Origin of the sequence: Niveispirillum sp. (assembly GCF_052437035.1) — a bacterium.
Classification (GTDB): domain Bacteria; phylum Pseudomonadota; class Alphaproteobacteria; order Azospirillales; family Azospirillaceae; genus Niveispirillum.
Genome location: NZ_JBQVOH010000003.1, coordinates 481,506 through 504,576, shown reverse-complemented (window position 1 = coordinate 504,576; position 23,071 = coordinate 481,506). Strand labels below are relative to the sequence as shown.

At 63.3% G+C, this 23,071-nt stretch carries 19 protein-coding genes and 1 pseudogene; 8 read left to right on the top strand and 12 right to left on the bottom strand.

Translation table 11 applies throughout. The annotated features are described in order from the left end of the window. Positions 1–94 precede the first annotated feature (94 nt). The 7 genes from ACT6Q8_RS11380 to ACT6Q8_RS11350 form a co-directional block, all read right to left on the bottom strand. Positions 95–763 carry a haloacid dehalogenase type II gene (locus ACT6Q8_RS11380; protein ID WP_444732150.1) on the bottom strand — a complete coding sequence of 223 codons (669 nt, stop codon included), beginning with the start codon at positions 761–763 and terminating at the stop codon, positions 95–97. Positions 764–937: 174 nt separating this feature from the next. After that, a complete protein-coding gene (locus ACT6Q8_RS11375; RefSeq protein ID WP_444732151.1) occupies positions 938–1,864 on the bottom strand; it encodes a 2-hydroxyacid dehydrogenase in 927 nt (308 codons plus the stop codon). 90 nt (positions 1,865–1,954) lie between these two features. After that, complete coding sequence (locus ACT6Q8_RS11370) at positions 1,955–4,102, bottom strand: TonB-dependent siderophore receptor (RefSeq protein WP_054169422.1); 2,148 nt, start codon at positions 4,100–4,102, stop codon at positions 1,955–1,957. A 273-nt stretch (positions 4,103–4,375) separates the two neighbouring features. Then, entirely contained in the window at positions 4,376–5,581 is a 1,206-nt protein-coding gene (locus tag ACT6Q8_RS11365; protein WP_444732152.1) for a DUF1624 domain-containing protein, read from the bottom strand. A 314-nt stretch (positions 5,582–5,895) separates the two neighbouring features. Then, positions 5,896–7,797 carry a response regulator gene (locus ACT6Q8_RS11360; RefSeq protein ID WP_444732153.1) on the bottom strand — a complete coding sequence of 634 codons (1,902 nt, stop codon included), beginning with the start codon at positions 7,795–7,797 and terminating at the stop codon, positions 5,896–5,898. Then, the gene (locus ACT6Q8_RS11355; protein ID WP_054166614.1) at positions 7,781–8,179 is read right to left on the bottom strand and encodes a response regulator; all 399 of its coding nucleotides are present in this window, start codon (positions 8,177–8,179) and stop codon (positions 7,781–7,783) included. Before ACT6Q8_RS11355 ends, ACT6Q8_RS11360 begins: the two co-directional genes overlap by 17 nt. A 132-nt stretch (positions 8,180–8,311) precedes the next feature. Further along, complete coding sequence (locus ACT6Q8_RS11350; RefSeq protein ID WP_054166566.1) at positions 8,312–9,109, bottom strand: IclR family transcriptional regulator domain-containing protein; 798 nt, start codon at positions 9,107–9,109, stop codon at positions 8,312–8,314. Positions 9,110–9,246: 137 nt separating this feature from the next. Between ACT6Q8_RS11350 and ACT6Q8_RS11345 the strand changes: the two genes are divergently transcribed. Beyond that, positions 9,247–11,418 carry a malate synthase G gene (locus tag ACT6Q8_RS11345; RefSeq protein ID WP_444732154.1) on the top strand — a complete coding sequence of 724 codons (2,172 nt, stop codon included), beginning with the start codon at positions 9,247–9,249 and terminating at the stop codon, positions 11,416–11,418. A 102-nt stretch (positions 11,419–11,520) separates the two neighbouring features. Here the strand turns inward: ACT6Q8_RS11345 and ACT6Q8_RS11340 are convergent, their stop codons facing one another. Then, positions 11,521–12,072 carry an isochorismatase family protein gene (locus ACT6Q8_RS11340; RefSeq protein WP_054166564.1) on the bottom strand — a complete coding sequence of 184 codons (552 nt, stop codon included), beginning with the start codon at positions 12,070–12,072 and terminating at the stop codon, positions 11,521–11,523. 114 nt (positions 12,073–12,186) lie between these two features. Between ACT6Q8_RS11340 and ACT6Q8_RS11335 the strand changes: the two genes are divergently transcribed. The 5 genes from ACT6Q8_RS11335 to ACT6Q8_RS11315 all read left to right on the top strand — a co-directional run bounded on the left by ACT6Q8_RS11335 (position 12,187) and on the right by ACT6Q8_RS11315 (position 15,836). Further along, the gene (locus ACT6Q8_RS11335) at positions 12,187–12,420 is read left to right on the top strand and encodes a hypothetical protein (RefSeq protein ID WP_054166563.1); all 234 of its coding nucleotides are present in this window, start codon (positions 12,187–12,189) and stop codon (positions 12,418–12,420) included. 66 nt (positions 12,421–12,486) lie between these two features. Further along, the gene (locus ACT6Q8_RS11330; RefSeq protein WP_444732155.1) at positions 12,487–13,062 is read left to right on the top strand and encodes a glutathione peroxidase; all 576 of its coding nucleotides are present in this window, start codon (positions 12,487–12,489) and stop codon (positions 13,060–13,062) included. A 107-nt stretch (positions 13,063–13,169) separates the two neighbouring features. Beyond that, positions 13,170–13,895 carry a hypothetical protein gene (locus ACT6Q8_RS11325; protein ID WP_054166562.1) on the top strand — a complete coding sequence of 242 codons (726 nt, stop codon included), beginning with the start codon at positions 13,170–13,172 and terminating at the stop codon, positions 13,893–13,895. Positions 13,896–13,968: 73 nt separating this feature from the next. Then, the gene (locus ACT6Q8_RS11320; RefSeq protein ID WP_054166561.1) at positions 13,969–15,030 is read left to right on the top strand and encodes a DNA-3-methyladenine glycosylase 2 family protein; all 1,062 of its coding nucleotides are present in this window, start codon (positions 13,969–13,971) and stop codon (positions 15,028–15,030) included. Beyond that, a complete protein-coding gene (locus tag ACT6Q8_RS11315) occupies positions 15,027–15,836 on the top strand; it encodes an isocitrate lyase/PEP mutase family protein (RefSeq protein ID WP_444732156.1) in 810 nt (269 codons plus the stop codon). The genes ACT6Q8_RS11320 and ACT6Q8_RS11315 overlap by 4 nt, the downstream gene beginning before the upstream one ends. Here the strand turns inward: ACT6Q8_RS11315 and ACT6Q8_RS11310 are convergent. Next, positions 15,805–16,719: pseudogene (locus ACT6Q8_RS11310) on the bottom strand (LysR substrate-binding domain-containing protein). The gene ACT6Q8_RS11315 and the pseudogene ACT6Q8_RS11310 sit on opposite strands and share 32 nt — an antisense overlap. Before the next feature lie 91 nt (positions 16,720–16,810). On the opposite strand from ACT6Q8_RS11310, the gene ACT6Q8_RS11305 reads away from it, so the two are divergent. Further along, on the top strand, positions 16,811–17,701 hold the full coding sequence (locus ACT6Q8_RS11305) for a DMT family transporter (RefSeq protein ID WP_054166558.1): 891 nt from the start codon (positions 16,811–16,813) through the stop codon (positions 17,699–17,701). A 20-nt stretch (positions 17,702–17,721) separates the two neighbouring features. On the opposite strand, the gene ACT6Q8_RS11300 is transcribed toward ACT6Q8_RS11305, so the two are convergent. Both ACT6Q8_RS11300 and pobA read right to left on the bottom strand, forming a co-directional pair. Then, the gene (locus ACT6Q8_RS11300) at positions 17,722–19,260 is read right to left on the bottom strand and encodes a ribonuclease J (protein WP_054166557.1); all 1,539 of its coding nucleotides are present in this window, start codon (positions 19,258–19,260) and stop codon (positions 17,722–17,724) included. A gap of 237 nt (positions 19,261–19,497) precedes the next feature. Next, positions 19,498–20,667: a 4-hydroxybenzoate 3-monooxygenase gene (pobA, locus tag ACT6Q8_RS11295; protein WP_444732157.1), complete on the bottom strand. Its 1,170-nt coding sequence runs from the start codon at positions 20,665–20,667 to the stop codon at positions 19,498–19,500. Positions 20,668–20,780: 113 nt separating this feature from the next. Between pobA and ACT6Q8_RS11290 the strand changes: the two genes are divergently transcribed. Further along, positions 20,781–21,674: a helix-turn-helix domain-containing protein gene (locus ACT6Q8_RS11290; RefSeq protein ID WP_054166556.1), complete on the top strand. Its 894-nt coding sequence runs from the start codon at positions 20,781–20,783 to the stop codon at positions 21,672–21,674. 18 nt (positions 21,675–21,692) lie between these two features. On the opposite strand, the gene ACT6Q8_RS11285 is transcribed toward ACT6Q8_RS11290, so the two are convergent. After that, on the bottom strand, positions 21,693–23,069 hold the full coding sequence (locus tag ACT6Q8_RS11285) for a PepSY-associated TM helix domain-containing protein (RefSeq protein ID WP_054166555.1): 1,377 nt from the start codon (positions 23,067–23,069) through the stop codon (positions 21,693–21,695). Positions 23,070–23,071 lie beyond the last annotated feature (2 nt).

Genomic DNA, 23,071 nt, shown 5'->3' with positions numbered 1-23,071 from the left:
GGTCAGGTCGAGCCAGAGGCGAGCCCTGACGGCATTGAATTTAAGACTTTTCTGTCAGGGCTCCGGCTTTCGCCTTCGACCTGACCTACGACGCTCACAACCCCAGCAGCGCCGGCAGGATGCCGATATGCGGGATTTCGTAATCGCGGTAATTGGGGTTGGTCGGCTCATGACCGCGCGCCACGAAGACACGGGCGCCGAAGCCCAGGTCGGTGGCGCTGTTCTGGTCATAACGGAAGCTGGAGGAGACATGCATCATGTCCTCCGGACCACAGCCCAGCTGATCGAACATATATTCAAACGCCTGGAAGCGTGGCTTGTAGGCCTGCGCCTGCTGTGCCGTATAGACGCGGTGGAACGGCGCGCCCAGCAGGGCCACATTATGGTGGATCTGCTCGTTCATGGCGTTGGACAGGATGACCAGCGGGATTTCCTTGGCGACCTTGGACAGGCCTTCGGCCACATCCGGATGGGGGCCCCAGGTCGGGACGGCGTCATAGATGCGGCGCGCTTCCTCGGGCCGGAACTCGACCTTCCACTTCTTGCACGTCCGCTCCACGGCATTGTGGATCACCTGATCATAGGGCTTCCAGGCGCCCAGCACCTCGTCCAGGCGATATGCTGCGAAGTCCTTGCAGAACTTCTCCATATGTTCGGGCGCGATACGGTCCGGGAACATCTCGCGCGCCATCTCCGACATGCGGAAACGGGTCAGCGTGCCATAGCAGTCGAAGGAGATGTATTTGGGCCGGAAGGGGGCCATGGCGTCGTCTTTCCATTGCTGCGGTGAAGATCGGGAGGGGCCGTTCAGCCCCCTGCACAAGAGATATTAGGCCATGGTGAAACCGGAACTTCTGTCCGAAAGCGGGAAGGGGACAGCAGGGAATGCGGATTTGCCGGCCACCTGTGCGGCATGTTCTGCTGTACCCCGCGGGGCTCAATATCCGCGCGAACGATCCACCTGTCCTTGCATCGGCTGGCCTGCCTGATGGCGGCGGATATTGCCGATCATAACCTCCACGGACGAATCATCTCTTGTCTGGCTGGCCACATGCGGGGTCAACAGGATACGGGGATGCGACCAGAATGGATGGTCCGCCGCCGCCGGTTCGGTATTCAGCACATCAATGACCGCCCCTGACAGCTGCCCACTGTCCAGAGCGCTCAGCAGATCATGCTCCACCAGATGCCCGCCGCGCCCGACATTGATGATGCCGGCACCGCGCGGCAGAAGATCGAAGCTTTTGCGGCACAAAATGCCGCGCGTCTCCCCGGTAAGCGGCAGCAGGCAGATCAGGACATCGCAGCCCGACAGAAAGGCGGGCAGGGCATCAGCGCCAGCGAAAATCTCCACCCCATTCACCGCGCTGCCCGACCGGCTCCACCCACGCAAGGGGAAGCCGAAGGGGCGCAGGGCGTTCAGCACCGCCATGCCCAGATTGCCCAGGCCCATCACCCCGACACACCGCTGTGCCGCCGGCAGGAGATGGCGTGGGGCCCAGCGATGGTCGGCCTGTGCGGTCCGGTAATCCAGCATGTCCCGGTGCAGGGCCAGGGTGGCGAAGGTGGCGTATTGCACCATGCCGTCGGTCAGGCCCGGTTCCATCATCCGCACCACCTGCACATGGGCGGGCACCTGCGACAGGTCCAACTGGTCCACGCCCGCACCCACGGAGAATAGGACCTCCAGGTTGGGCAGCCCCTCCAGCAGGTCACGCGTCACCGTCCAGGCCGCCATATAGTGGATATCGCCGGCGTCACCTACATCGGGCCAAGTACGGAATGGCATGTCGGGCAGCAGCCGGGTAAAGGCCTCACCCCAGACACGGCCACGTTCCGCCGATGATTTGAACAGGAAAGCCATGATGATCGCTCCTGTCAGAACAAACAAAAACCCCCGCCCAGGGGGAACCATCGGGCGGGGGCGTGGAGTTTACAAGGAAGGAGCGCGAGATCAGAAGTTGTAAGAAACCCGGCCCGTAACGGTGCGCGGCGTACCGGGCGCCACCCACAGGCGGGCGTAGGAGGAAGCGTAGTAGCGCTTGTCGAACAGATTGTTCACATCGACCGAAAGCTTCACCTGCTCCATCGGCTCGTAAGAGGCCTGGAGCTTCACCAGCGTGTAGCTGGGCAGGAAGAAGTTGACACCCGTCTCGCCCAGACGCTTGGAGACATGGTTGATGCCGCCGCCGACACTGGCCGTACCCGTGCCGACCTCGAAATCCTTGAACAGCATCAGGTTGGCCGTGTGCTTGGGCACATTGATCAGCGCGTCACCCTCGCGGATCGGCAGGGCGAAATTCGGATCGAGGAAATCCTCCGCCACCTCGGCGTCGGTATAGGCATATGTGATGAACAGGCGAGTATCGGCAGGCAGCTTGGCGTTCAGATCGAATTCCATGCCCTTGCTGCGGGCGGACCCGACGGCCATAGAGAAGCCGGCATTGACCGGGTCGGCCGTCAGTACGTTGCTCTTCTTCATGGTGAACAGCGAGACGGTACTGTTCAGGCGGCCATCCTCGCTCTCATACTTGGCGCCCACCTCGTAGGACTTGGACTTTTCCGGCTCGAACAGGGTACCATTGGCGGCGCTGCCGCTGTTGGGACGGAAACCTTTGCCATAGCTGGCATAGAGGCTGATTTCGTCCGTGGCGTTATAGACGATGCCACCCTGCGGGCTGAATTCCGTATAGGAACGGACCTTGGGATTGGTGGCCGACAGCGCTACGGCATTGTCGCGCAGGTTACGCTTGAAATCGTCATAACGGCCGCCGAAGCGGATCTTAAAATTCTCTGTGATGTCGATCTGGTCCTGCAGGTAGATGCCCCAGGCGTCCTGAACCTCGTGGGTGTTGGTCAAGACAGCATTGGGGGTGGCAAGATTGCCATAGACAGGGTTGAACACGTCGATGGCGTTGTTGGCGGTCGTGATCGGGCGACCGGCGGTGTAAGCCGGTGGACGATAACGGCGTTGCAGCGTGTCGATGGTGAACTTGTCCCAGTCGGCGCCGGCAATCAGGTGATGGGTGACAGCGCCCGTCGTGAAGGTGCCGGACAGTTCACCACGCACCACACCATGTTCGGTGTCATAGTCGCGCTGACGGCGCTGACGCGACAGATATTGATTGGTGGAATTCAGCGTCTGGCGCCCACCGGCTAGTTCCGCCTCGGTGGAGAAGCCCTCGAACGAAGTCTCCTTGTAGCTGCCACCCAGCAGCACAGCCCAATTATCGTTCAGATCATGCTGCAACTGTACCTGATGGCCCAGCACATCGATCTCGATAGGACCGTCGCCCGGTTCACCCAGGAAACGGGAGATGGGCAGGGCGCCAAGATCGCCGTTCACGGCCACGATACCGCGGTCAAACGGCACCTTCTGGTTCACATACTCCATCTCATAGGACAGTGTCGTATCCTCTGTCAGGACGGCCAGGATGGAGGGGGAGGCGACCAGCTTCTTGCTGTCCAGCGTGTCGCGGAAGCTGCCGGCATCCTCGTATGCCGCGTTCAGGCGCACGGCGATGCTCTGTGTGACGGGGCCGGTGATATCGCCTTCGACACGGTAGGTGTCATAGCTACCGGCAGAGGCTGCGACGCTACCCTTGGTCTTGAATTCAGGCTTCTTGGTGATGATGTTCACCGTACCGCCGGGCTCCCCACGACCGAACAGAGCGGAATTGGGGCCCTTCAGGACTTCGATCCGTTCCACGTTGGAGGCATCGCGGGGGCCGCCGTAACCACGGCCGCCATTGAAGCCATTGACCAGGAAGCCCGACGGGAAATTCTCGTCACCGGCAAAGCCGCGGACCGCAAAGCTGTCCCAGAGGCCGCCGAAATTATTCTGCTTGGCGATGCCAGACGCCAGTTCCAGGGCACCTTCCAGCTTCGTGATGCCCAGATCCTGCAACAAGGCACCATCCAGAACCTGGACGGCCTGCGGCGTGTCTTTCAAGGCGACGTCGCCGCGATAGGCCTGACGCTGGCCCACGACAATGATCTCATCCAGGGCGCCATCGGCGGGCTGGGCGATCGCCACAGGCGCAAGGGCCACGCAGGCGGCGGTGGCGGCAAGCGCCAGGCGGAACTGGTTAGTCACATACATCGTTGATCCCCTTTGTGAAGCTGCTCCGCTGTTCACTCATTGCGGCGCTGACCCTGAAGGGCCGTTATCTCGTGCCGCCTGTTATGTTATAACGTTCCTCCGGGGCAAGACCTTTTTTAAAAGACCCGAGGTCCTTGTCCCCTCACCCGATCAGCTTAGGCCGTACGGCAGATAATTTTGCTCGAAGCAGCCGGTTGCGGCGGTGTGTTCTATTGTTGTAAGGCCCAAATGCGCGGATTATGCCGGGGCGAAACCCGCGCTATTTCGGCGCTGTTACAGGTATTTCAGCCACCAGATGTCACGGCGGCGCTGCTTCAGGCCCGCGAACCAGCGGGTGGGCAGATAGAGCGGCACCAGCAGGATGGCGACCCAGATCCAGACGGTGGAAACATTGTCCACGCCGAAGAACTGACCCTTGTTCAGCCCATACAGGGCAACGGCGACCAGGTAGAGCGCCTTCAGCACATAAAGATGCAGCAGATAGAAGAACATGGGCGCCCCGCCGAACATGGCGAGATAGGGCATGATCCTGCTGTCCTGATACTTTTCAAACAGAGCCAGCAGCAGCACACCCGTGCCGACCGTCGGCAGCAGGAACAGCAGCGACGGCGGATATTTGGTCAGCGACAGGAAAGCCATGACGCTGTGCAGTGTGTCGACGCCCGGCACCCAGGGCTTGTCACCATAAACGTTCAAGGCGCGGATGATGACAAACCCGACCAGCATGATGCTGCCGGTCAGGATCAGGCGGCGGCAGCGGACCATCGCGTCGCTACCCTTGGCGAACCAAGGGCCGCTGGCATAGCCCAGCAGGATGACGCCGATCCAGGGCAGGATGGGGTAGGTGGTCTTGGCAATCAGGCCGCCGCCCAGTTGGATCACCGACCGCTGATGCAGCACGGCCCAAATCTCATAGAACGCATCGCCGGGCGCCAGCCGGATCGGGTCCAGCAGATTATGCCCCAGCACAATGACCAGCCCCAGCGCCACCTGCGCCGTGCGCGGCAGATGCAGCAGCCCGGCCAGCACGATCATCGAGATGCCGATGGCCCAGATTACCTGCAGCCAGAAGGTCTGCGGCGGAAACTGCGCCGACCAAGCAAAGCCTACGAAAGTCAGTTCCAGGAAGATCAGAAAAAGCCCGCGCTTCAACAGGAACATCGACGTCTCGGCCTTGCTGTGCGACTGGCCGTAGAGCCAGGCCGACAGGCCGGTCAGCGCCACGAAAGTCGGGGCGCAGAAGGTGGACAGAAGCCGCGTGAAAAACAGGCCAGGGTCCGTCGTTGTCGTATCGACCGGGTCCGTGACCTGCATGTGCAGGAACCAAGTCTCCCGCACATGGTCCACCAGCATGAAAACCATGACCAGACCGCGCAGCGCGTCAATCGCCACCAGACGCGCATGCGCCTTGGCGGCGGCCAGCGTCCTGCCGGCACCCGCTGCTTTGGCCTGTCCGTCCATACCCGTGATGCTGGTCATGCCGTGAACCCCCGTTCGCTGCGATGCGCCTTTTTGCGGCGTCTTGGATCAGATTATCCCTGCATGCGGTGCGTATATGCGGAAATGCGGGGGGCGGCAGTCAATGCTGCCGAAATGGGCGCGGCGGACAGCAGCAGGATATTTTTTGCGGCATCGATCTGCCTATCGTCGCCAGAACGAACAGTAATTTCCATAAGATATATTATCACGTTTTTTATGCGTGGGGGGTGGATTCTATTTTGAAGTGCGACTCTCTTTTACAATCAGATGGTTAGGTGGATTCTATTTTTAATGGTTACCAGTTCGGCGTTGCGTCACCCCCCGGTTCGGCGCCTGATCACATCGCTGAACGGGAATTCGATGTCGCAGCGCAGGCCGTCAGGTTCAAACCGCAATGCCGTGGCGCCTTGCAGTTCGTAGGCCAGCGAGCGCTGGATCAGGGTCGTGCCGAAGCCGGAGGTTGTCGGCACCGCCGTCTGCGGGCCGCCAGTTTCCTTCCAGCTCAGATGGATGCACGGCTGTTCCCCATCGGTCAGGGTCCACAGCACTTCCAGATGCCCTCCGGCCTGTGAGAAGGCTCCGTACTTGGCGGCGTTAGTGGCCAGTTCGTGGAAGACCAGTGCCAGGGCCAGTGCCGCCTTGGGCCGCAAATCGATGGCGGGGCCATCGATACGCACATCATGTGGTTCCTGGGCATAGGGGGTCACCTCATGCCGGATGACGTCGGCCAACTGCACCCATTCCCAGAAATGATCGGCTAGCAGGTTATGCGTCTCAGACAGCGCCCGCAGCCGGCCCTCGAACGATTGCCAGAAACTGTCCGTATCGGCATGACGCCGGCGGGTCTGCTTGCCGATCGACAGCACCGTGGCCAGCGTGTTCTTCACCCTGTGCGACAGTTCCGCCATCAGCAGTTCCTGCCGTTCTTCGGCCTGACGGCGTTCAGTAACGTCGATGATCTGCACAACGGCACCTGCCGGCCCCTCATCACCATCCAGCGGGGTGATCGAATACAGAACCGGGACCATTTGCCCATCGGGGCGTTCAAGGGTTGCGGCACTTTCCGCAACGGCCGGGATGGGAATGTCGCCCTTTCCCAGGGTTACGCCCAGTTTTTCAAACAAGGATGCGCCTTCCAGCTCAGCCCCCAGAAGGCCGATGGCGGGCGGGTTAAGGTATGTCGCCATGCCCGCGCCATTGGTCAGGATCAATGCTGCGGGCACATTTCGGGTGATGGTGGCGGTAATCAATGCCTGGTCTGCGAGGCGCCGGTTCACCGTCGCCAACTGGTCGGCCAGCATGGCCCGTGTGCGAGCGGCGTTGCGTTCCGCCTCCAACCGCAAGGCGCGCCCTTCCCTTTCCCGGAAATCGGCCAAAAGGCGCCGGTTCTGTTCTTCCAGAAAACGGCGGCGCAGGATGGCACGCAGTCGCGCACGCAGCGGCGGCAGCGGGGCCTTTGGATCGAACAGATCGTCGACGCCCGCACCCAGCAGCCGGTGGACCCGGTCCAAATCCTGCTGCCCACCCAAAGCCAGGATCAAGGCAGTACCGGTACCCAGGCTGGACCGGCATTGCCGGCAAAGCTCCAACCCGTCCATGTCCGCCAGTTGATCATTGACCAAAATCACATCCTGCGGCTCCAGCGCCAGGTGCGACAGGGCCAATGTGGCCGTCTTGACCGCCGTTATCCGGCACCCCTCCTCCAGCAGCAGCGCGCGAAGGGCGTATTCCAGGACAGATTCAAACCCGACCAGCAGGGCACGCGGCTGCCGGAACTGCGTCTGCGGCAGTACATCCATATCATCGTCGCGCCGCGCATGACGCAGCAGCTGCCGCACACGCAGCAGCAGCACGGCCGGGTCGGTGGATTTGGGCAGGAAATCGTCGGCGCCACTGTCCAGGCCTTCGCGCTGACGGGCCGGGGTTTCGTCGGCGGTGAGCATCAGGATGGGCATGGAAAGGGTTGCCACATGCAAGCGGATCAACCGGCAAAGATCGCCACCCTGCATGCCCGGCAGATGATGATCAACGATCAGCAGGTGCGGCAGCGTGCGGTTCAGAACGGGAAGCGCCGCCTCTGCGCTGTCTACCAGTTCGACAGTGTACCCCTCGTCCTCCAGCAGTATCTGGAGGCGCAGGGCCTGCGTGGGGCTGTCTTCCACCAGCAGGATGCGCCGGGCACCGTGTAGAGCTTCCGTCTCAAGCCTGGCCGACACCCGCCACCTTCATCATTTCGCCTGTCTCTGCCAGGAAGACCGATCGTGCCAGACGGGCCAGGTCCCGTTCCGCCACCGGTTTGCGAAGGACCGGACGGTCCCTCCATTCTGCCGGCAAACCCGCCACGTCATAACCGCTGGTCAGGATGAAGGGAACGTTGCGGGCAGCCAGGGCCGATGCCACGGGAAATACCAGTTGCCCGGACAGGTTGACGTCCAGGATTGCGCCGTCCAGACGACCTTCATCAATCAGGGCCAATGCCTGCTGGATGTTTCCGGCGGGTCCAATCACACCAAAACCCAGGTCGGCCATGATGTCAGCCACATGGATGGCGATCAGGAACTCGTCCTCAACAACCAGGATTTGCTTCTGTTGCCCCATGGACCGGAAATCCTGCAATCGTGAACTCAACGTCTCTTCAACAGTCTAACGCTGTCTGGCCCAAAATGGCCCCAAGCGTTTCGCCTTATTTCGAATGGTATAAGAGAAGACATAGGCATGCCAGTCTTCCACTTAAAGTCCAGGATTACCGCCAATTTCCGCCATGATGCGTCCTGCCGCCTGCCCGACCAGCCCACCCAGCACGGGCATACGCGTATCGGTTATGCGTGCCATGGGGCCAGAAAGTGAGACGGCACCAACCGGATCGCCATGTTCATTGAAGATCGGCGCCGCCACACATCGCAGACCAACGGCGTGTTCCTCATCGTCGATGGCGTAGCCACGTGCCCGTGCCGCAGCCAGATCCGCGCTCAAACCCTGCCTGTCGGTCAGGGTTCGGGCCGTCATCCGGGTTAGGCCATGCCTTTCCACATGACGGATCAGCGCCGCCTCACCCAATGCGGATAAAAGCGCCTTGCCGACGCCAGAGCAATGCATGGGCACCCGCGCGCCCAATCGCGCAAAGGTGCGCATCATCTCCCGGCATTCGACCTGCGACAGGTAGACAGCCGCCCCCTGATCCTCGATGGCAAGGTTTACCGTCTCGCCACTGGCCTCCATCAAGGCCCGCATATGGGGCCGGGCCAGACGGACCAGATCGCGGGTGCGCAGGAAGCCGTTACCCATGATGAAGGCCTGCACACCCACCGACCAAAGCTTGGTTTCCGCATCGAAGCGCACATAACGCTCCGACTCCAGCGAGGTCAGCAGGCGATGGGTGGTGGAGGCCGCCAAGCCCACGGCATTACCGATCTCCGTCAGGCTGGCCCCGCCATCGGCTTGTGCCAGATGGTTCAGGATGGCGATGGCGCGGGTCAGGACCTGGACATTGCCGTTGCGTTCGGGGCTGTCGGTGGCGGGTTTGGGCATGGCGCTTCCGGTGATTGTTCACATGAACCTACCAATCTTTCCGCATTGTGGAAAGACTTCCATTCTCTGTTGCGCGGCAACAAGGGCACTGATAGGGGTGGACAAACAACACCAGCCGCCAGGGAAGGTCCGCGTCCATGTCCGCCACCGTCGATATAAACGGCCTGAAGGTCGATGCCGAACTGCACCGCTTCATCGAGACGGAGGCCCTGCCCGGTACCGGTGTGGAGCCTTCCGCCTTCTGGTCGGGCTTCGTGGCGCTGTTCAATGATCTGGCGCCCGTGAACAAGCGGTTGCTGGACCGGCGCGAGGCGTTACAGGCCAAGATTGATGGCTGGCACATTGCCCGGCGCGGGCAGGATATCGATCCGGATGCGTATGAGGCTTTCCTGCGCGATATCGGTTATCTCATACCGGAAGGGCCGGATTTCGCCATAACTACCGCCAACACCGACCCGGAAGTCAGCCAGGTGGCGGGACCGCAGCTGGTTGTGCCGGTAATGAACACCCGCTTCGCCCTGAACGCCGCCAATGCCCGCTGGGGCAGCCTGTATGACGCGCTGTACGGCACCGATGCGCTGGGCGATGTCGGAACCGCCGGGGCCAAGGGATATGACCCCGTGCGCGGGGCTGCGGTGATCGCCAAGGGCCGGGAGGTGCTGGACCGCGCCGCGCCGCTGGCCAACGGCAGTCACAAGGACGCGACGGGTTATCGTGTGGCCGATGGTGCGCTGTCCGTGACGCTGGCTGACGGGTCGGTGACAGGGCTGGCCGACGCGGCACAGTTCAAGGGCTATAACGGTGACGTGGCTGCCCCCACCAACATCCTGCTGGCCCATCACGGCCTGCACCTGGATATCGTCATCGATCGTACGCACCCCATCGGTAAGGGCGATGCCGCCGGCGTTGCCGATATCGTGCTGGAATCGGCCCTGACTGCCATCATGGATTGTGAGGACAGCATCGCCGCCGTTGATGCCGCCGACAAGGTGACCGTCTATCGCAACTGGCTGGGCCTGATGAAGGGTGACCTGACGGCGACGTTCGAAAAGGGCGGACGCACGATGGAGCGCGCGCTGAACCCCGACCGCCGCTACACCAGCGCCGATGGCACCGGCACGGTGACGCTGCATGGCCGTTCCCTGCTGTTCATCCGCAATGTCGGGCATTTGATGACCATCGATGCCGTGACCTTTGCGGATGGAACCTGGGTGCCGGAGGGCATTCTGGATGGTATAGTCACCAGCCTGATCGCGCTTCACGACCTGCGCCGCACGGGCGGCCTGTCCAACAGCCGGGCCGGATCGGTCTATATCGTGAAGCCGAAGATGCATGGGCCGGAAGAAGTGGCCTTTGCCAACCATCTGTTCGACCGGATCGAGGATGTGCTGGGCCTGACCCGCCACACCCTGAAGATCGGCATCATGGATGAGGAGCGGCGCACCACCGTCAACCTGAAGGAATGTATCCGCGCCGCCAAGGACCGCGTATGCTTCATCAATACCGGCTTCCTGGACCGCACCGGCGATGAGATGCACACGTCGATGCAAGCCGGTCCCATGATCCGCAAGGCCGACATGAAGGCCTCCGCCTGGATCGGGGCGTATGAGAACTGGAACGTCGATAACGGTCTGGCCGCCGGCTTCCGTTCCCATGCGCAGATCGGCAAGGGCATGTGGGCCATGCCCGACCGGATGGCAGAGATGCTGAAGGTCAAGGTCGGTCACCCGATGGCCGGCGCCACCACCGCCTGGGTCCCCTCACCCACCGCCGCCACCCTGCACGCCCTGCATTACCATCAGGTCGATGTGGCGGCCCGGCAGGCCGAACTCTCCACCCGCCCCCGCGCTTCGCTGCGCGATATCCTGACCATTCCGCTGGCACGCGGCATCAACTGGTCCGAGGCGGAGATAAACGAGGAGTTGGAGAACAACGCACAGGGCATTCTAGGTTATGTCGTGCGTTGGGTCGATCAGGGGATCGGTTGCTCCAAGGTGCCCGACATCCACAATGTCGGCCTGATGGAAGACCGCGCTACCTTGCGCATTTCCAGCCAGCATATCGCCAACTGGCTGTTGCATGGCGTGTGTACCGAGGCACAGGTGATGGCCGTCATGAAACGCATGGCCGCCGTCGTGGACGGGCAGAATGCGGGTGACCCTGCCTATCGCCCCATGGCCCCGCATTTCGATAGCTCCATCGCGTTTCAGGCGGCCTGTGATCTGGTGTTCAAGGGTGTGGAACAACCCAGCGGCTATACCGAACCGCTGCTGCACAAGCATCGCCGGGCGTTGAAGGCGCGGGGATGATCAAGCGGTAGGTCCGGTCGGAGTGAACTAGCACCCTGACAGAAAAGGCTTTCGATCCAATGCTGTCAGGGCTCGCCTTCGGCTCGACCTGACCTACGCAGCTCACTTGATCAGCCGCAGCAGTTCCTTGAATTCCGGTCGGTCATAGCGTTCCAGCCATTCGAACAGCACCATCTCAACCGTGACCAGTTCCACGCTGTGGAAGCGCAGGCGGTCGAGGGCCGCCTGTTTGCTGGCTTCGGTGCGGGAGCCGACGGCGTCGATGATGACGGCGACACGCAGGCCGAGCGCTTTTAATTCCAAGGCGGTTTGCAGTACGCAGACATGCGCCTCGGTGCCCGCCAGTAGGATGGTTCCCCCGGCGGCGGCCCAGGCCAGGAAATCGGCCTGACGCGCGGCAGAGAAATGTGATTTGCCAAAGGTATGCGGGATCAGCGCGGCCAGGACCGATGTTGTCGGGCCAATGCCGGTGGGATTCTGTTCGGTGGCCGCGACCGGCACGCCCAGACGGTTAGCTGCCGTCACCAGCTTCACACAATTGCTCACAACGGCATCGGCGCCGTCGATGGCGGCCAGCAGCCGGTCCTGCACGTCAATGATTACCAGCCGGCTGTCGGTGGACAGAAGCAGGTTGGGGGGTGCCGTGTCGGTCATCACAGGGGCCTCTTGTAACAGCCACGCGGGGCAGCATGTGCGGTGGATCACTTTCCGACAAGCCTGGATCGCTGATCCTGCCCATGCTTTTGCACTGCAATAAAGGAGGCGGCGATGGGCCGCTTGATCCTGGTTCTGATCCCGATCTTCATGCTGGCCGCCTGTGGCGGTCCGCAGGCCGTCAGCCCGCCGCTGGCCGTAGCCGACGAACATCCGCATTTCGCGAATTGCGCCGCCTATATTCAGGCCTCCATGCCGGCCAAGGGTGCGGAACAGGCCCGCGCTGATGCGCTTGAGCGCTGTCTGGAACGCAATGGCAGCTCCAGACAGGTAGCCACAAGGCTTTGATAGGCCTGGACGGACGGCCCGCCCGTACTACATTGTCACCACGAACGTTCTTTTTACAGGTGCATCATGGGTGACAAGGTGACGACCCTGGGCCGGCGGGCCATGCTGGCGCTGGCCGGTGGTCTGGCGATGATGGGGGTGATGGGCATGACCGGTACCGCGCAGGCGGCCAACGCCTATGATTTCGGCTTTACCGCCATTGAGGGCAGCCCGCTGAAGTTTGATGCCTATCGCGGCAAGACCGTGCTGGTGGTCAATACCGCCTCCATGTGCGGTTACACGCCGCAGTATAAGGGCCTGCAGGCCCTGTGGGAGAAGTACAAGGACAAGGGGCTGGTCGTGCTGGGCGTGCCGTCGAATGATTTCGGTGGGCAGGAGCCGGGCAGTGCCAAGGAGATCAAGGAATTCTGCGAGGTCAACTTCGCCATCGACTTCCCCATGACAACGAAGGAACCGGTGAAGGGCCCCAATGCCCACCCGATGTACAAGTGGCTGGCCGACCAGAAGGGCGAGCCGAAGTGGAATTTCCACAAGTATCTGATCGGCACCGATGGCAAGCTGATCGAGGCCTATGGTTCCAAGGTGACGCCGGACAGCGCCGAATTGACCGCCGCCATTGAAAAGGCGTTGCCCAAGGGTTGACGAGATCAATCCCCGCCCCTTGTAATTGTCTTACAGGCTGGGTTAGGGTCGGGCATGCCGTCCATGTGGACGGGTCCGACCCATCCTGTTGATTTGCCTGGGAAGAGATGAGCTACGGCCTCTACGACCACCGCCGCCGCTACCGCCGTCGCATCTGGGGCCGTGTGGGCAAGGCTGCCCTGGTCCTGGCTGTACTGGGTGGTGTCGCAGGATTCTCCTATCTGGTTGGCGTGGAGCAGCTGAAATCCCGCGAAGGCTCCATACAGGAAGAATTGGCGAATATGACGGCGGCCAAGGACAAGGCCGAACGCCGCGCCCAGCAATTGCAGCAGATCGCCCAGACCCAGGAAATCCGCGCCAACGAGCTGGAAATCCGGCTGCAGCGTGAGGTGCCGAGCGGCGAACTGGCCAAGATCACCGAACTGGTGGCCCGCAAGCTGGCCGAGGGTGTGAACCCAGAACGCATGGCATTCGTCATCGAACAGACCAGCAACCCCCGTTCCTGTGCCAGGCCCGACACGAAGCGATTCGTGCTGCCCACCCCGATCTATCGCGGATCAAACACGCAGGTGGCCTTTGCCGATGGCGCCATCATCGTGACGGGTGAGGGTGTGCCCGCCCGCAATGATGGCGGCAGCCCGGAAGCCTGGTACGATCCGACCAAGCCCGTGAAGCTCCGCTTCACCGATGCCAATGGCAAGGTGGACGAGGTCAATGGCGTCCTGCCACTGACCCACAATCTGATCTCCAGCGACAAGGAAGTGCGCCTGACGGTCGGTGCCGGTGCCCGGTCGTTTGTGGAGGTTACGGGCGAGGTCTGCCGCTTCCCGTAACCGGTATTGCTGTTGCATCGTCCATGTCCGAAAACCGCGAGCCGCCTTGGGTGGCCCGTGGCAGGATCGGGGCATGGAAACGCTCGACCCCACCGCCTGCTACCGCGCTGTTGAAACCAGGGATGCCCGCTTTGACGGGCGATTCTTCACGGCGGTGCTGACCACCGGCATCTACTGCCGCCCCATCTGCCCGGCCCGCACGCCCAAGGCGGAGAATTGCCGCTTCTATCCAACGGCAGCCGCAGCACAGGAGGCGGGGTTTCGGCCCTGCCTGCGCTGCCGGCCTGAAGCCGCACCTGACCTTGCCGTCTGGCGCGGCACCTCCAACACCGTCTCGCGCGGGCTGGCCCTGATTGCGGAAGGCGCGCTGGATGGGGAGGAAGCCAGCGTCGATGTCCTGGCCGGTCGGCTGGGCGTGGGGGAACGGCAGCTGCGCCGCCTGTTCAAGCAGCATCTGGGCGCCAGTCCCATCGCCGTGGCGCAGACACGGCGCGTGCTGTTCGCCAAGCAGCTGCTGCATGAGACGGCGCTGCCCATGGCAGAGGTGGCGCTGGCATCCGGCTTTGGCAGCATCCGGCGCTTCAATGAGACGTTCCAGTCACTTTATGGCCGTGCGCCGCGTGATCTGCGCCGGCAGGCCCTGACGTCGGACCGGGCGGAGGGCAGCGTGGCGCAGGATGGGGTGATCCTTCGCCTGCGTTACCGCCCACCCCTGGACTGGCCCGATCTGCTGAATGCCATCGCGGCGCGAGGTGATGCAGCGGAGCAGGTGGCGGACGGGGTCTGGAGGCGGCAACTGTCCGATGGCGAGGTCACAGTCACTGCCCTTCCCGGCCAGGACGCGCTGAAGGCCGTGATCCGCACCGGCGATATCAAGTCACTGTCGGGCATCGCGGCCCGGCTGCGGCGGCGGTTCGACCTGTCGGCGGATATGGCGACTATCAACGCCCATCTGTCGCAAGACCCCGTCCTGGCCCCGCTGGTGGCGGACTGGCCCGGACGGCGGGTACCGGCCCCATGGGACGGGCCCGTTCCGATTTATGAAGGCGAGCGAAGATGGCATCCCTGGGGTGCCTATGCCTGCCGTCACCTTGATCTTCCCGTATTTCCGCTTTCCCTGGAAAAGGCATCATGACCAAGACAAAGCTTGAGATTTTCGACGCCCTGCACCGGGGCGATGGCCCCCTGATCCTGTGCAATGTCTGGGACGGGGGCAGCGCGCGGATGATGCGCAATCTGGGGGCCCAGGCCATTGCCACCACCAGTGCTGGTCTTGCCTGGGCCCTGGGCGTGGCCGACGGCAACAAACTGCCGGCGGATTTGCTGCTGCATGCCGCCACCACCATTGTGCGCGCCGTGCCCGACCTGCCCGTCAGCATCGATATGGAAGCTGGCTATAGCGACGATCCCGCCGCCGTCGCCGATCTGGCACGCCGCATCGTGACGACGGGTGTTGTCGGCGTGAATATCGAGGATGGGGCGGGCACGCCCGACCTACTGGCCGCCAAGATCCAGGCCATCCGTGCCGCCGTGGGGCCGGGTCTGTTCATCAATGCCCGTACCGATGTCTATCTGAAGGGGCTAGCCCCGGCAGGGGAACGCGCGGCAGAGGTGGCACGGCGTGGGCAGCTGTATACAGCTTCCGGAGCCTCCGGTTTGTTTCCAGCTGGCGTGACCGATTCAAAAGAAATCAAATATATAGCGGATAATGTTAAAGTACCGATGAATGTGATGGCCCGCCCCGGTCTGTTGCCGGCGGCGGAACTGTCGAGGTTGGGTGTGAAGCGACTGTCGGCGGGTTCGGCCCTGCCGGAATATCTCTGGGGCCGGGTGGCGGCCATCGGCGGGGCCTTCCTGCGGGATGGCGTGTCCGATCCGATCTGTGCCGATGCCATGCCCTATGGTCAGATCAACGCCCTGATGGCGGGGGCGTCGGCCTGAATTCAGCGGCCAGTGCCAGCAAACGGTCCCGTGCCTCCGCCACGGCGGGGCGCGGCGTGCCGGTGCGGGTGACAAGGTGATAGAGATAGGGGTTGGGGACCCAGAGTGGGCTGAGCGGCACCAGCCGGCCATCGGCCACCCAGGCATCGCCCAGGGGTGACCGCAGCATGCCGATCCCCAACCCTACCTCCAGCGCGGCCAGCACGGTGTCGTAATCCTCAAACCGTATGTCCTAAGGCCGGGGCTTGCTGTACTGCACGTCATGGGCCGCCAGCCAGGCCCGCCAGGAGGTGACGGTACTGTCATGCACCAGGGTTTCGGCCATGATGGTGGCGACAGACGGGTTGGGTCCCAGACGGGCGGCCAGCGATGGAGAGGCAACGGGATAGACCATTTCCTGAAAAAGGGGCGTACAGTTCACCCCCGTCCATTGGCCATTGCCGCACCGTACCGCGATGTCGACCTCTCCCTTTTCCAGATCGGCCAGCCGATGTTCGACCAGAAGGTCGAAGCGCAGGTGAGCATCCTGCAATTTGCCCAGCATCCGGAACAGCCAGAGCTTGGCGAAGGCCGGCAGGATGGAGAGGCGCACAATCTCTGTCCCACGGCGGTGACGCCATTGGTCGCCGGAACGAGCGATCATGTTGAACGCCTCCCCCACCCGCGCGATGAAGCGGTCGCCATCGGGCGTGGTGCGGACGCCGCGCCCATGCCGTTCGAACAGAGCCACCCCCAGCCAGCTTTCCGCAGCCTGTACCCGGCGGCTGATGGCGGCGTGGGTGACGCCCAGTTCCTGGGCGGCGGCGGAAAAGGAACCGGTGCGGCCGGCGGCCAGAACGGCGGTCAGGCTTTCCAGGGGCGGCAGGGATAAGCTGTGCGTCATGCGTACAGGTGTGCCGTCATCAGTACGCTATGTCAACAAATCGCAATCAGGCAGGATCACCATCATGTCGCCCCCGAACGGAAACTCTCCCATGACGGCCCTTGCCATCCCCCTGCCCCGGTCACGCTTCCTGCCCGCCCTTGCCGTCCTGGTGACGGTGGTAAGCTGGGGATCGGCCTTTCCCTCCATCCGTCTGGCGCTGGGCGGCATGGACCCGTTGCCGCTGGCGGCGGCGCGGTTTGCCATGGCCGGAACGCTGGCCCTGATCTTTCTGTTGGTGACGCGGCCCAAGCTGCCGCGCGGCATGGATGCGGTGCGGTTCGCGGCCTGCGGCGGGATCGGGATCGCGCTTTATAACCTGCTGCTGAATACCGGACAGAAGACAGTGGCGGCGGGGGCGGCCAGCTTCATCGTGAATGTTGCCCCGGTCCTGACCGTGATCTTCGCGACCCTGTTCCTGAAGGAAAGGTTCCGCCGCTGGGCCTGGATCGGCATGGGGATCAGCATGGCCGGCGTCGGCCTGATCGCGTCGGGACAGCCGGGCGGGCTGCGCTTTGGCAGCGGCGCCACGCTGCTGATCGGGGCGGCACTGGCCACCGCCACCTATTTCGTGCTGCAACGACCGCTGGTGGCGCGCTATGGCGCCCTGCCCTCATCGGCGCTGACCTTGGCAGCCGGCGCGCTGTGGCTGTCGCCCTGGCTGGGTCAGGGGGTGCAGCAGGCATTGGCGGCCAGTTGGCAGGTGCAGGCGGCCCTGCTGTTCCTGGCGCTGTTTCCCGCCGCCATCGGCTATGCCGCCTGGACCTATGCCCTGGGCCATTTCGGCGCGGCGCGGGGCTCAAACTTTCTCTATATGGTGCCCGTGGTCGCCTCCACGGTGGCCGTGCCGATGACGGGCGAGTTGCCCGTCTGGACGACACTGGCCGGTGGGGTCCTGGCCCTGGGCGGTGTGGCGCTGGTCAACACCAAGGGCCGGGGGTGAATCCGCCGTATGGGGCAGGATTAAACCTGCCCCGCCACCAGCACCTTGCCGGGATCATAGGTCGCGCGGTCGCCGTTCGGCTCGCTCTTGATCGCCAGAAGCGGGGCGTTGACCCGGCCCAGGACGCGGGAACCGCCGTCTGACAGGCGGATCACCTCCGCCTCTTCCGCCACGATGGCGGCCTGACAGCCAGCCGTGCGGGCCAGACGGGCATGGGCCGCCAGATGCATGTCGGTGCCATGCACCGGCAAGGCGATGCGCGGACGGACCAGGGCATAGAGTTCGCGGAGCTCGTTGGCACCGGGATGGCCGGAGACGTGCAGCGGCTCGCCACCCATCAGCTCATGCCCCATCAGCACCTCCACCCCGCGCGCGCGCAGCTTGGAGACGACCTTTTCCACCGACTCTTCATTGCCGGGGATGACGCGGGCCGACAGGACCACCGTGTCACCGGCGCCGAAGGGCGGAAAACGGCGTTCGCCGCGCGCCAGCTTGGCCAGGGCCGCCTTTTCCTCGCCCTGCCCGCCGGTGCAGATCAGGGCGATCTTGTTGCGGTCCAGACCCTTCAGATGGGCGGGTTCGGTCAGCGGTTCCGGTACATGGTTAAGCAGGCCCAGGTCACGGGCCACCTCCTCGCAATTGCGCATGGAACGTCCGGCCAGCGCCACCTGACGGCCTGCATCGGCGGCGGCGGAGATGGCAGACGCCACGCGCGCCACATTGGTGGCGAAGCAGCAGATGGCGATCTGACCCTTGCGCGTGGCGAACAGCCGGTCAAAGGCGCGGCGCACCTGCGCTTCGGACGTTGACGGCAGATCCTTGTGCGCGTTGGTGCTGTCACACAGCATGGCCAGCACGCCATCGTCACCCAGCTTGCGCAGAGCATCGAAATCGGTGGCCTGACCGATGCCGGGCTCCGGATCGAACTTCCAGTCGCCGGTATGCAGGACGGTGCCTGCCGCCGTATCGATGGCCAGTGCCACCGGTTCCGGGATCGAATGGGTCATGCGGATGGAGCGGAAGCCGAAAGGCCCGATGTTGAACGCGCCACCCACTGGGTAGCTGTTCAACTCCACCTTTTCCAGCACACCAGCCTCGTCCAACCGGCGGGAGATCAGCTTGGTCGCGAACGGCGTGGCATAGATGGGGCAGTCGATGCCCTGCGGCCACAGCCGGTCGATGCCGCCGATATGGTCCTCATGCGCGTGGGTAACCACCAGGGCCAGCAAGCGGTCGCGAATGGGGGCCAGAAAGGCGGGGTGCGGGACGATACAGTCCACGCCCGTCGTATCAGGATCGGGGAAGGCAATACCCGCATCGACCAAGACCCAGGCACCATCATGGCCGTACAGGGTCCAGTTCATGCCGATGCGGCCCAGGCCACCCAATGGCACAACCAAAACTTCGCCCTTGCCCGGCACGGGCCAGCGGCGGTCATAGTCGGTATAGCGGTGGAAGGGAATAACCGTGGCGTCCGCCCGGTCCATGTCCGCGCCAGCCCCGATGCGGGGGAACGCGGTGGCGCTTTCATGCAAAGCGTCGAAATCAGTCTCGTTCATGCCTGACCTTTATGTCGCATCGCAGCACCCAAGTCAAAGGTGCCGCACGCGGGTCAGGCATGGTTTTTTGGATCAGGAATGAGCCGCCAGATCAGCGCTCTCAAGCCAGCAGGCTATGGAAATGTCCATTCACGGGATTTACCACCAGGAACTTAATTCGGAGTCCAAATTAAATTCCTGGCAGCAATGATACCGCCGGGATGGACCTTGGGTTTGAAAGGGCTCCGGGCATTATTGTCAGTGCAGCGGAAGCCCCACATAGTTTTCCGCCAGCGACTGCTGCGCCGCGTGGGAGCCGCGCAGATAGCTCAGTTCCGCAATCTGCATGCGGCGGCCAAAGGCGTCGGTTTCTGGGAAACGATGCATCAGACTGGTGAACCACCAGGAGAAGCGTTCGGCCTTCCATACGCGGGCGAGTGCGCGGGCGGAATAGGCGTTGATGCCGGCCTGATTGCCCCGGTAATGATCGGCCAACCCGTCGGCCAGATAGGCAACGTCGGTGGCGGCCAGATTAAGACCCTTGGCCCCCGTCGGCGGCACGATATGGGCGGCATCCCCGGCCAGGAACAGGTTGCCATGGCGCATCGGTTCGGCCACGAAACTACGCAGCGGCGCGATGGATTTTTCAATCGAGGGCCCACGCGTGACACGGGGGGCGACTTCGCCCCCCAGGCGCAGGCACAGTTCATCCCAGAACCGATCGTCCGACCAATCCTCCACCTTCTCGGTATTGGCCACCTGCACATAATAGCGCGAGCGGGTGTTGGAGCGCATGGAGGCCAACGCGAAGCCGCGTTCATGGCTGGCATAGATCAGTTCATGGTCGCACGGCGGCACATCGGCCAGCACACCCAGCCACCCGAACGGGTACACACGCTCAAAGGTGCGCAGCACGTCGGCGGGAATGCTGGCGCGTGCAACGCCATGGAACCCGTCACAACCCGCGATGAAGTCGCATTCCAGAACGCGATCAATGCCATCATGCCGGAAAGTGACGCGGGGCCGCACGCTGGTGATGTCGTGCAGGGCAACGTCCTGCGTCTCGAACAGCAGAGGGATATCACGGTGGATGGCGGCATCGATCAGGTCACGCGTCACCTCCGTCTGGCCATAGACCATGACGGATTTGCCGGTCAGCGCTTTCATGTCGATGCGGGTATTGTCGCCATCGGTGGACAGCGCGAAGCCGTCATGCGGCAGGCCCTCGCGGTCCATGCGGTCATGCACGCCCACCTGCCGCAGCAGATCGACCGTCACCTGTTCCAGGATGCCGGCACGGATGCGGCTTTCGACATAGGCACGGTCACGGCGTTCCAGGATCACGCATTCCACGCCCGCCTTGTACAAAAGATGGGCCAGAAGCAATCCGGCGGGGCCGGCACCGATGATGGCAACCTGTGTGCGCATCGCCATCCTCCTCCCTATGTTATGTTGGCTATTGACGGGATGATAGCGTCGGCGAACCATTGAGGCAGGACACGCATCGTGTAAAAAGTTGGATTTTTCATCGATCCTTTGACATGCTGCGCTGCATGATCCGCAAAGCCAGCAATCCCGTGCCTCGCTTCTTTCTGTACGGAGAGGCGGAGGCCAAGGCAGATGAACATTTCATCCATGCCGAAACCCTGGAACGGCGCAGCCAGCCCAGCGGATGGCAGATTCGGCCACACGCCCATGCCGACTTGAACCATGTGCTGGTCATTGCCACGGGCGGCGGGGATTTGTTGGCGGGGGGGGACAAAGAGGCTTTCACGGCGCCCTGCCTGTTGCTGATCCCGGCGGGGGAGGTGCATGGCTTCAACTGGAACGCCGACAGCCAGGGACATGTGGTCACGTTCGTGGAGCCGATGCTGCGCAGGCTGGCGCGGCGGGAACCGGGGCTGGGCGATCTGTTCGGGCAGGCATCGGCTGTACCGCTTGGCGGCGATGGGGCGGATTGCCTGCGGCTGGCGGCCCTTTTGGAGGCAGAGATGGCGGGCGGCGGGGTGGGCCGCTCCCTGCTGGTGGAAGCGGCGCTGATGGCGCTGCTGGTCCATGCCTGGCGCGCCGCGCGCCTGTCGGCGGGCGGTGGCGGGGCGGCACGAGGGCCACGGGCGGCCCTGGTCGCGCGCTACCGTGATCTGATTGAGGAACAGTACCGGGCCGGATGGGGCGTGGCGCAGTTTGCTGACGCGCTGGGCGTGACGTCGGGCCGCCTTCGCGCGGCCTGCATCGCGGTCACCGGCCATCCACCCATCGACCTGCTGCATGACCGGTTGTTGGCGGAGGCGAAACGCAGCCTGCTCTATAGCGATCTGGGCGTGGCGGAGGTGGCGTTTGAGCTGGGGTTCAGTGACCCCGCCTATTTTAACCGGTTCTTCACGGGCCGGGTCGGTTGCTCGCCGGGGCGGTTCCGGCAGGGGGCGGCGGGATAGCCGCCCCCTGCCCCATCCTCACGCCATGCGCAGGCCCAGCCAGCGGCGGGCGTTGGGCAACTGGCGCAGAATGGCCAGATCGATCAGGGCCACCACGATCACCGACAGGCCCAGCAAGGGTAGGAACAGGGCGAAGAACAGCAGGATCATGCCCATGACCGCCGGGCTGCCCCGCATCCGCAGGGGCGGCGGTGCGCCCAGGGCGCCGTTTGGCCGGCGCTTCCACCACATCACGGCCCCGCTAACCGACAGCAGGACCAGGCCCAGCGCGGCGATGACGCCCAGGGCCTGATTGAACCAGCCGAACAGCTGCCCCTCATGCGCGGCGATGCCGATGCCGACGACGCGGTCGATGATGTGGCGGTCGGCGAAATCCTCCCGCCGGATCTGAGTGCCGGTGGCCCCGTCCAGATCGATGGAGATGCGGTCGGGCCGGTTGGCCGTCATCGAGCGCACCGCCCAGCTGCCCCCCGCCTTGGCCGGTAGGTTGATCTGAACGGGTGCTGGCAGTTTCAGGGGCGCCACCTGTGCCACGACATCGGCCAGGGTCACGGTTCCCACCATCATATCGTCCATGGACAGGCTGCCATGGTCCATCGGATGGTCTTCGGCATGTTCCTGGGCGTCATGACCGGCGCGTTCTGCCTTGCGGCTGGTGGTCCAGTCCTGCTTGACGGCGGCGGTTCCCGTCGCCTCCCGTACGGCCTTGAACGCTCCACCCCAGACGCTGGCCCAGGGCAGGCCGGTCAGCAGCAGGAACAGGGCCAGGAAGGAAATCCACAGACCGGTAACGGCATGCAGATCACGCCAGAAGGTACGCCCGCCCGCCGATAGCCGTGGATAGACAATGCCGGCCAGCCCCTGGCCCCCGCGCGGCCACCAGAGATAGAGCCCGCTGACTACCATGACGATGCCCCAACAGGCGGCCAGTTCCACAAACCAAGAGCCCTGGTCACCCATCAGCAGTTCGCCATGGAAGGTCTTGATCTGGTTCATCAAGCGGTCTTCTTCCGGGATCGAATGCAGGATTTCCAGGGTCTGGGGATGGACATAGACCCGCCACATCGCCCCCTGCCCGTCGCGGACCAGGACGCGGACGGCATCGTTGGCCTCGTCGGGCAGGATGTAGCTCTTCAAGCTTCCACCCGGTACGGCGGCAAGGGCCGCAAGAGCCTGGGCATTGGCATCTGCCACAGGGCCAGTCAGCACCAGATTGTCATAAGGCCTGTCGATCAACGCCTCCACCTGCGGCTTGAACAGGTAAAGCGAACCGGAAAGGGCCAGAGCCACGATGAAGGGCACACAGAACAGGCCGGCATAGAAATGCCAGCGCCAGATGGTGCGGTAATCCAGCCAGCCCTTGGCCGGCGGTGCCTTGATCGACAGGTCGGTCATGG

Excerpts from the sequence above, each read along its gene's own strand:
- ACT6Q8_RS11380 (WP_444732150.1), bottom strand. The coding sequence starts at position 763 with ATGGCCCCCTTCCGGCCCAAATACATCTCCTTCGACTGCTATGGCACG.
- ACT6Q8_RS11375 (WP_444732151.1), bottom strand. The coding sequence starts at position 1,864 with ATGGCTTTCCTGTTCAAATCATCGGCGGAACGTGGCCGTGTCTGGGGT.
- ACT6Q8_RS11370 (WP_054169422.1), bottom strand. The coding sequence starts at position 4,102 with ATGTATGTGACTAACCAGTTCCGCCTGGCGCTTGCCGCCACCGCCGCC.
- ACT6Q8_RS11365 (WP_444732152.1), bottom strand. The coding sequence starts at position 5,581 with ATGACCAGCATCACGGGTATGGACGGACAGGCCAAAGCAGCGGGTGCC.
- ACT6Q8_RS11355 (WP_054166614.1), bottom strand. The coding sequence starts at position 8,179 with ATGGGGCAACAGAAGCAAATCCTGGTTGTTGAGGACGAGTTCCTGATC.
- ACT6Q8_RS11350 (WP_054166566.1), bottom strand. The coding sequence starts at position 9,109 with ATGCCCAAACCCGCCACCGACAGCCCCGAACGCAACGGCAATGTCCAG.
- ACT6Q8_RS11345 (WP_444732154.1), top strand. The coding sequence starts at position 9,247 with ATGTCCGCCACCGTCGATATAAACGGCCTGAAGGTCGATGCCGAACTG.
- ACT6Q8_RS11340 (WP_054166564.1), bottom strand. The coding sequence starts at position 12,072 with ATGACCGACACGGCACCCCCCAACCTGCTTCTGTCCACCGACAGCCGG.
- ACT6Q8_RS11335 (WP_054166563.1), top strand. The coding sequence starts at position 12,187 with ATGGGCCGCTTGATCCTGGTTCTGATCCCGATCTTCATGCTGGCCGCC.
- ACT6Q8_RS11330 (WP_444732155.1), top strand. The coding sequence starts at position 12,487 with ATGGGTGACAAGGTGACGACCCTGGGCCGGCGGGCCATGCTGGCGCTG.
- ACT6Q8_RS11325 (WP_054166562.1), top strand. The coding sequence starts at position 13,170 with ATGAGCTACGGCCTCTACGACCACCGCCGCCGCTACCGCCGTCGCATC.
- ACT6Q8_RS11320 (WP_054166561.1), top strand. The coding sequence starts at position 13,969 with ATGGAAACGCTCGACCCCACCGCCTGCTACCGCGCTGTTGAAACCAGG.
- ACT6Q8_RS11315 (WP_444732156.1), top strand. The coding sequence starts at position 15,027 with ATGACCAAGACAAAGCTTGAGATTTTCGACGCCCTGCACCGGGGCGAT.
- ACT6Q8_RS11305 (WP_054166558.1), top strand. The coding sequence starts at position 16,811 with ATGACGGCCCTTGCCATCCCCCTGCCCCGGTCACGCTTCCTGCCCGCC.
- ACT6Q8_RS11300 (WP_054166557.1), bottom strand. The coding sequence starts at position 19,260 with ATGAACGAGACTGATTTCGACGCTTTGCATGAAAGCGCCACCGCGTTC.
- pobA (WP_444732157.1), bottom strand. The coding sequence starts at position 20,667 with ATGCGCACACAGGTTGCCATCATCGGTGCCGGCCCCGCCGGATTGCTT.
- ACT6Q8_RS11290 (WP_054166556.1), top strand. The coding sequence starts at position 20,781 with ATGCTGCGCTGCATGATCCGCAAAGCCAGCAATCCCGTGCCTCGCTTC.
- ACT6Q8_RS11285 (WP_054166555.1), bottom strand. The coding sequence starts at position 23,069 with ATGACCGACCTGTCGATCAAGGCACCGCCGGCCAAGGGCTGGCTGGAT.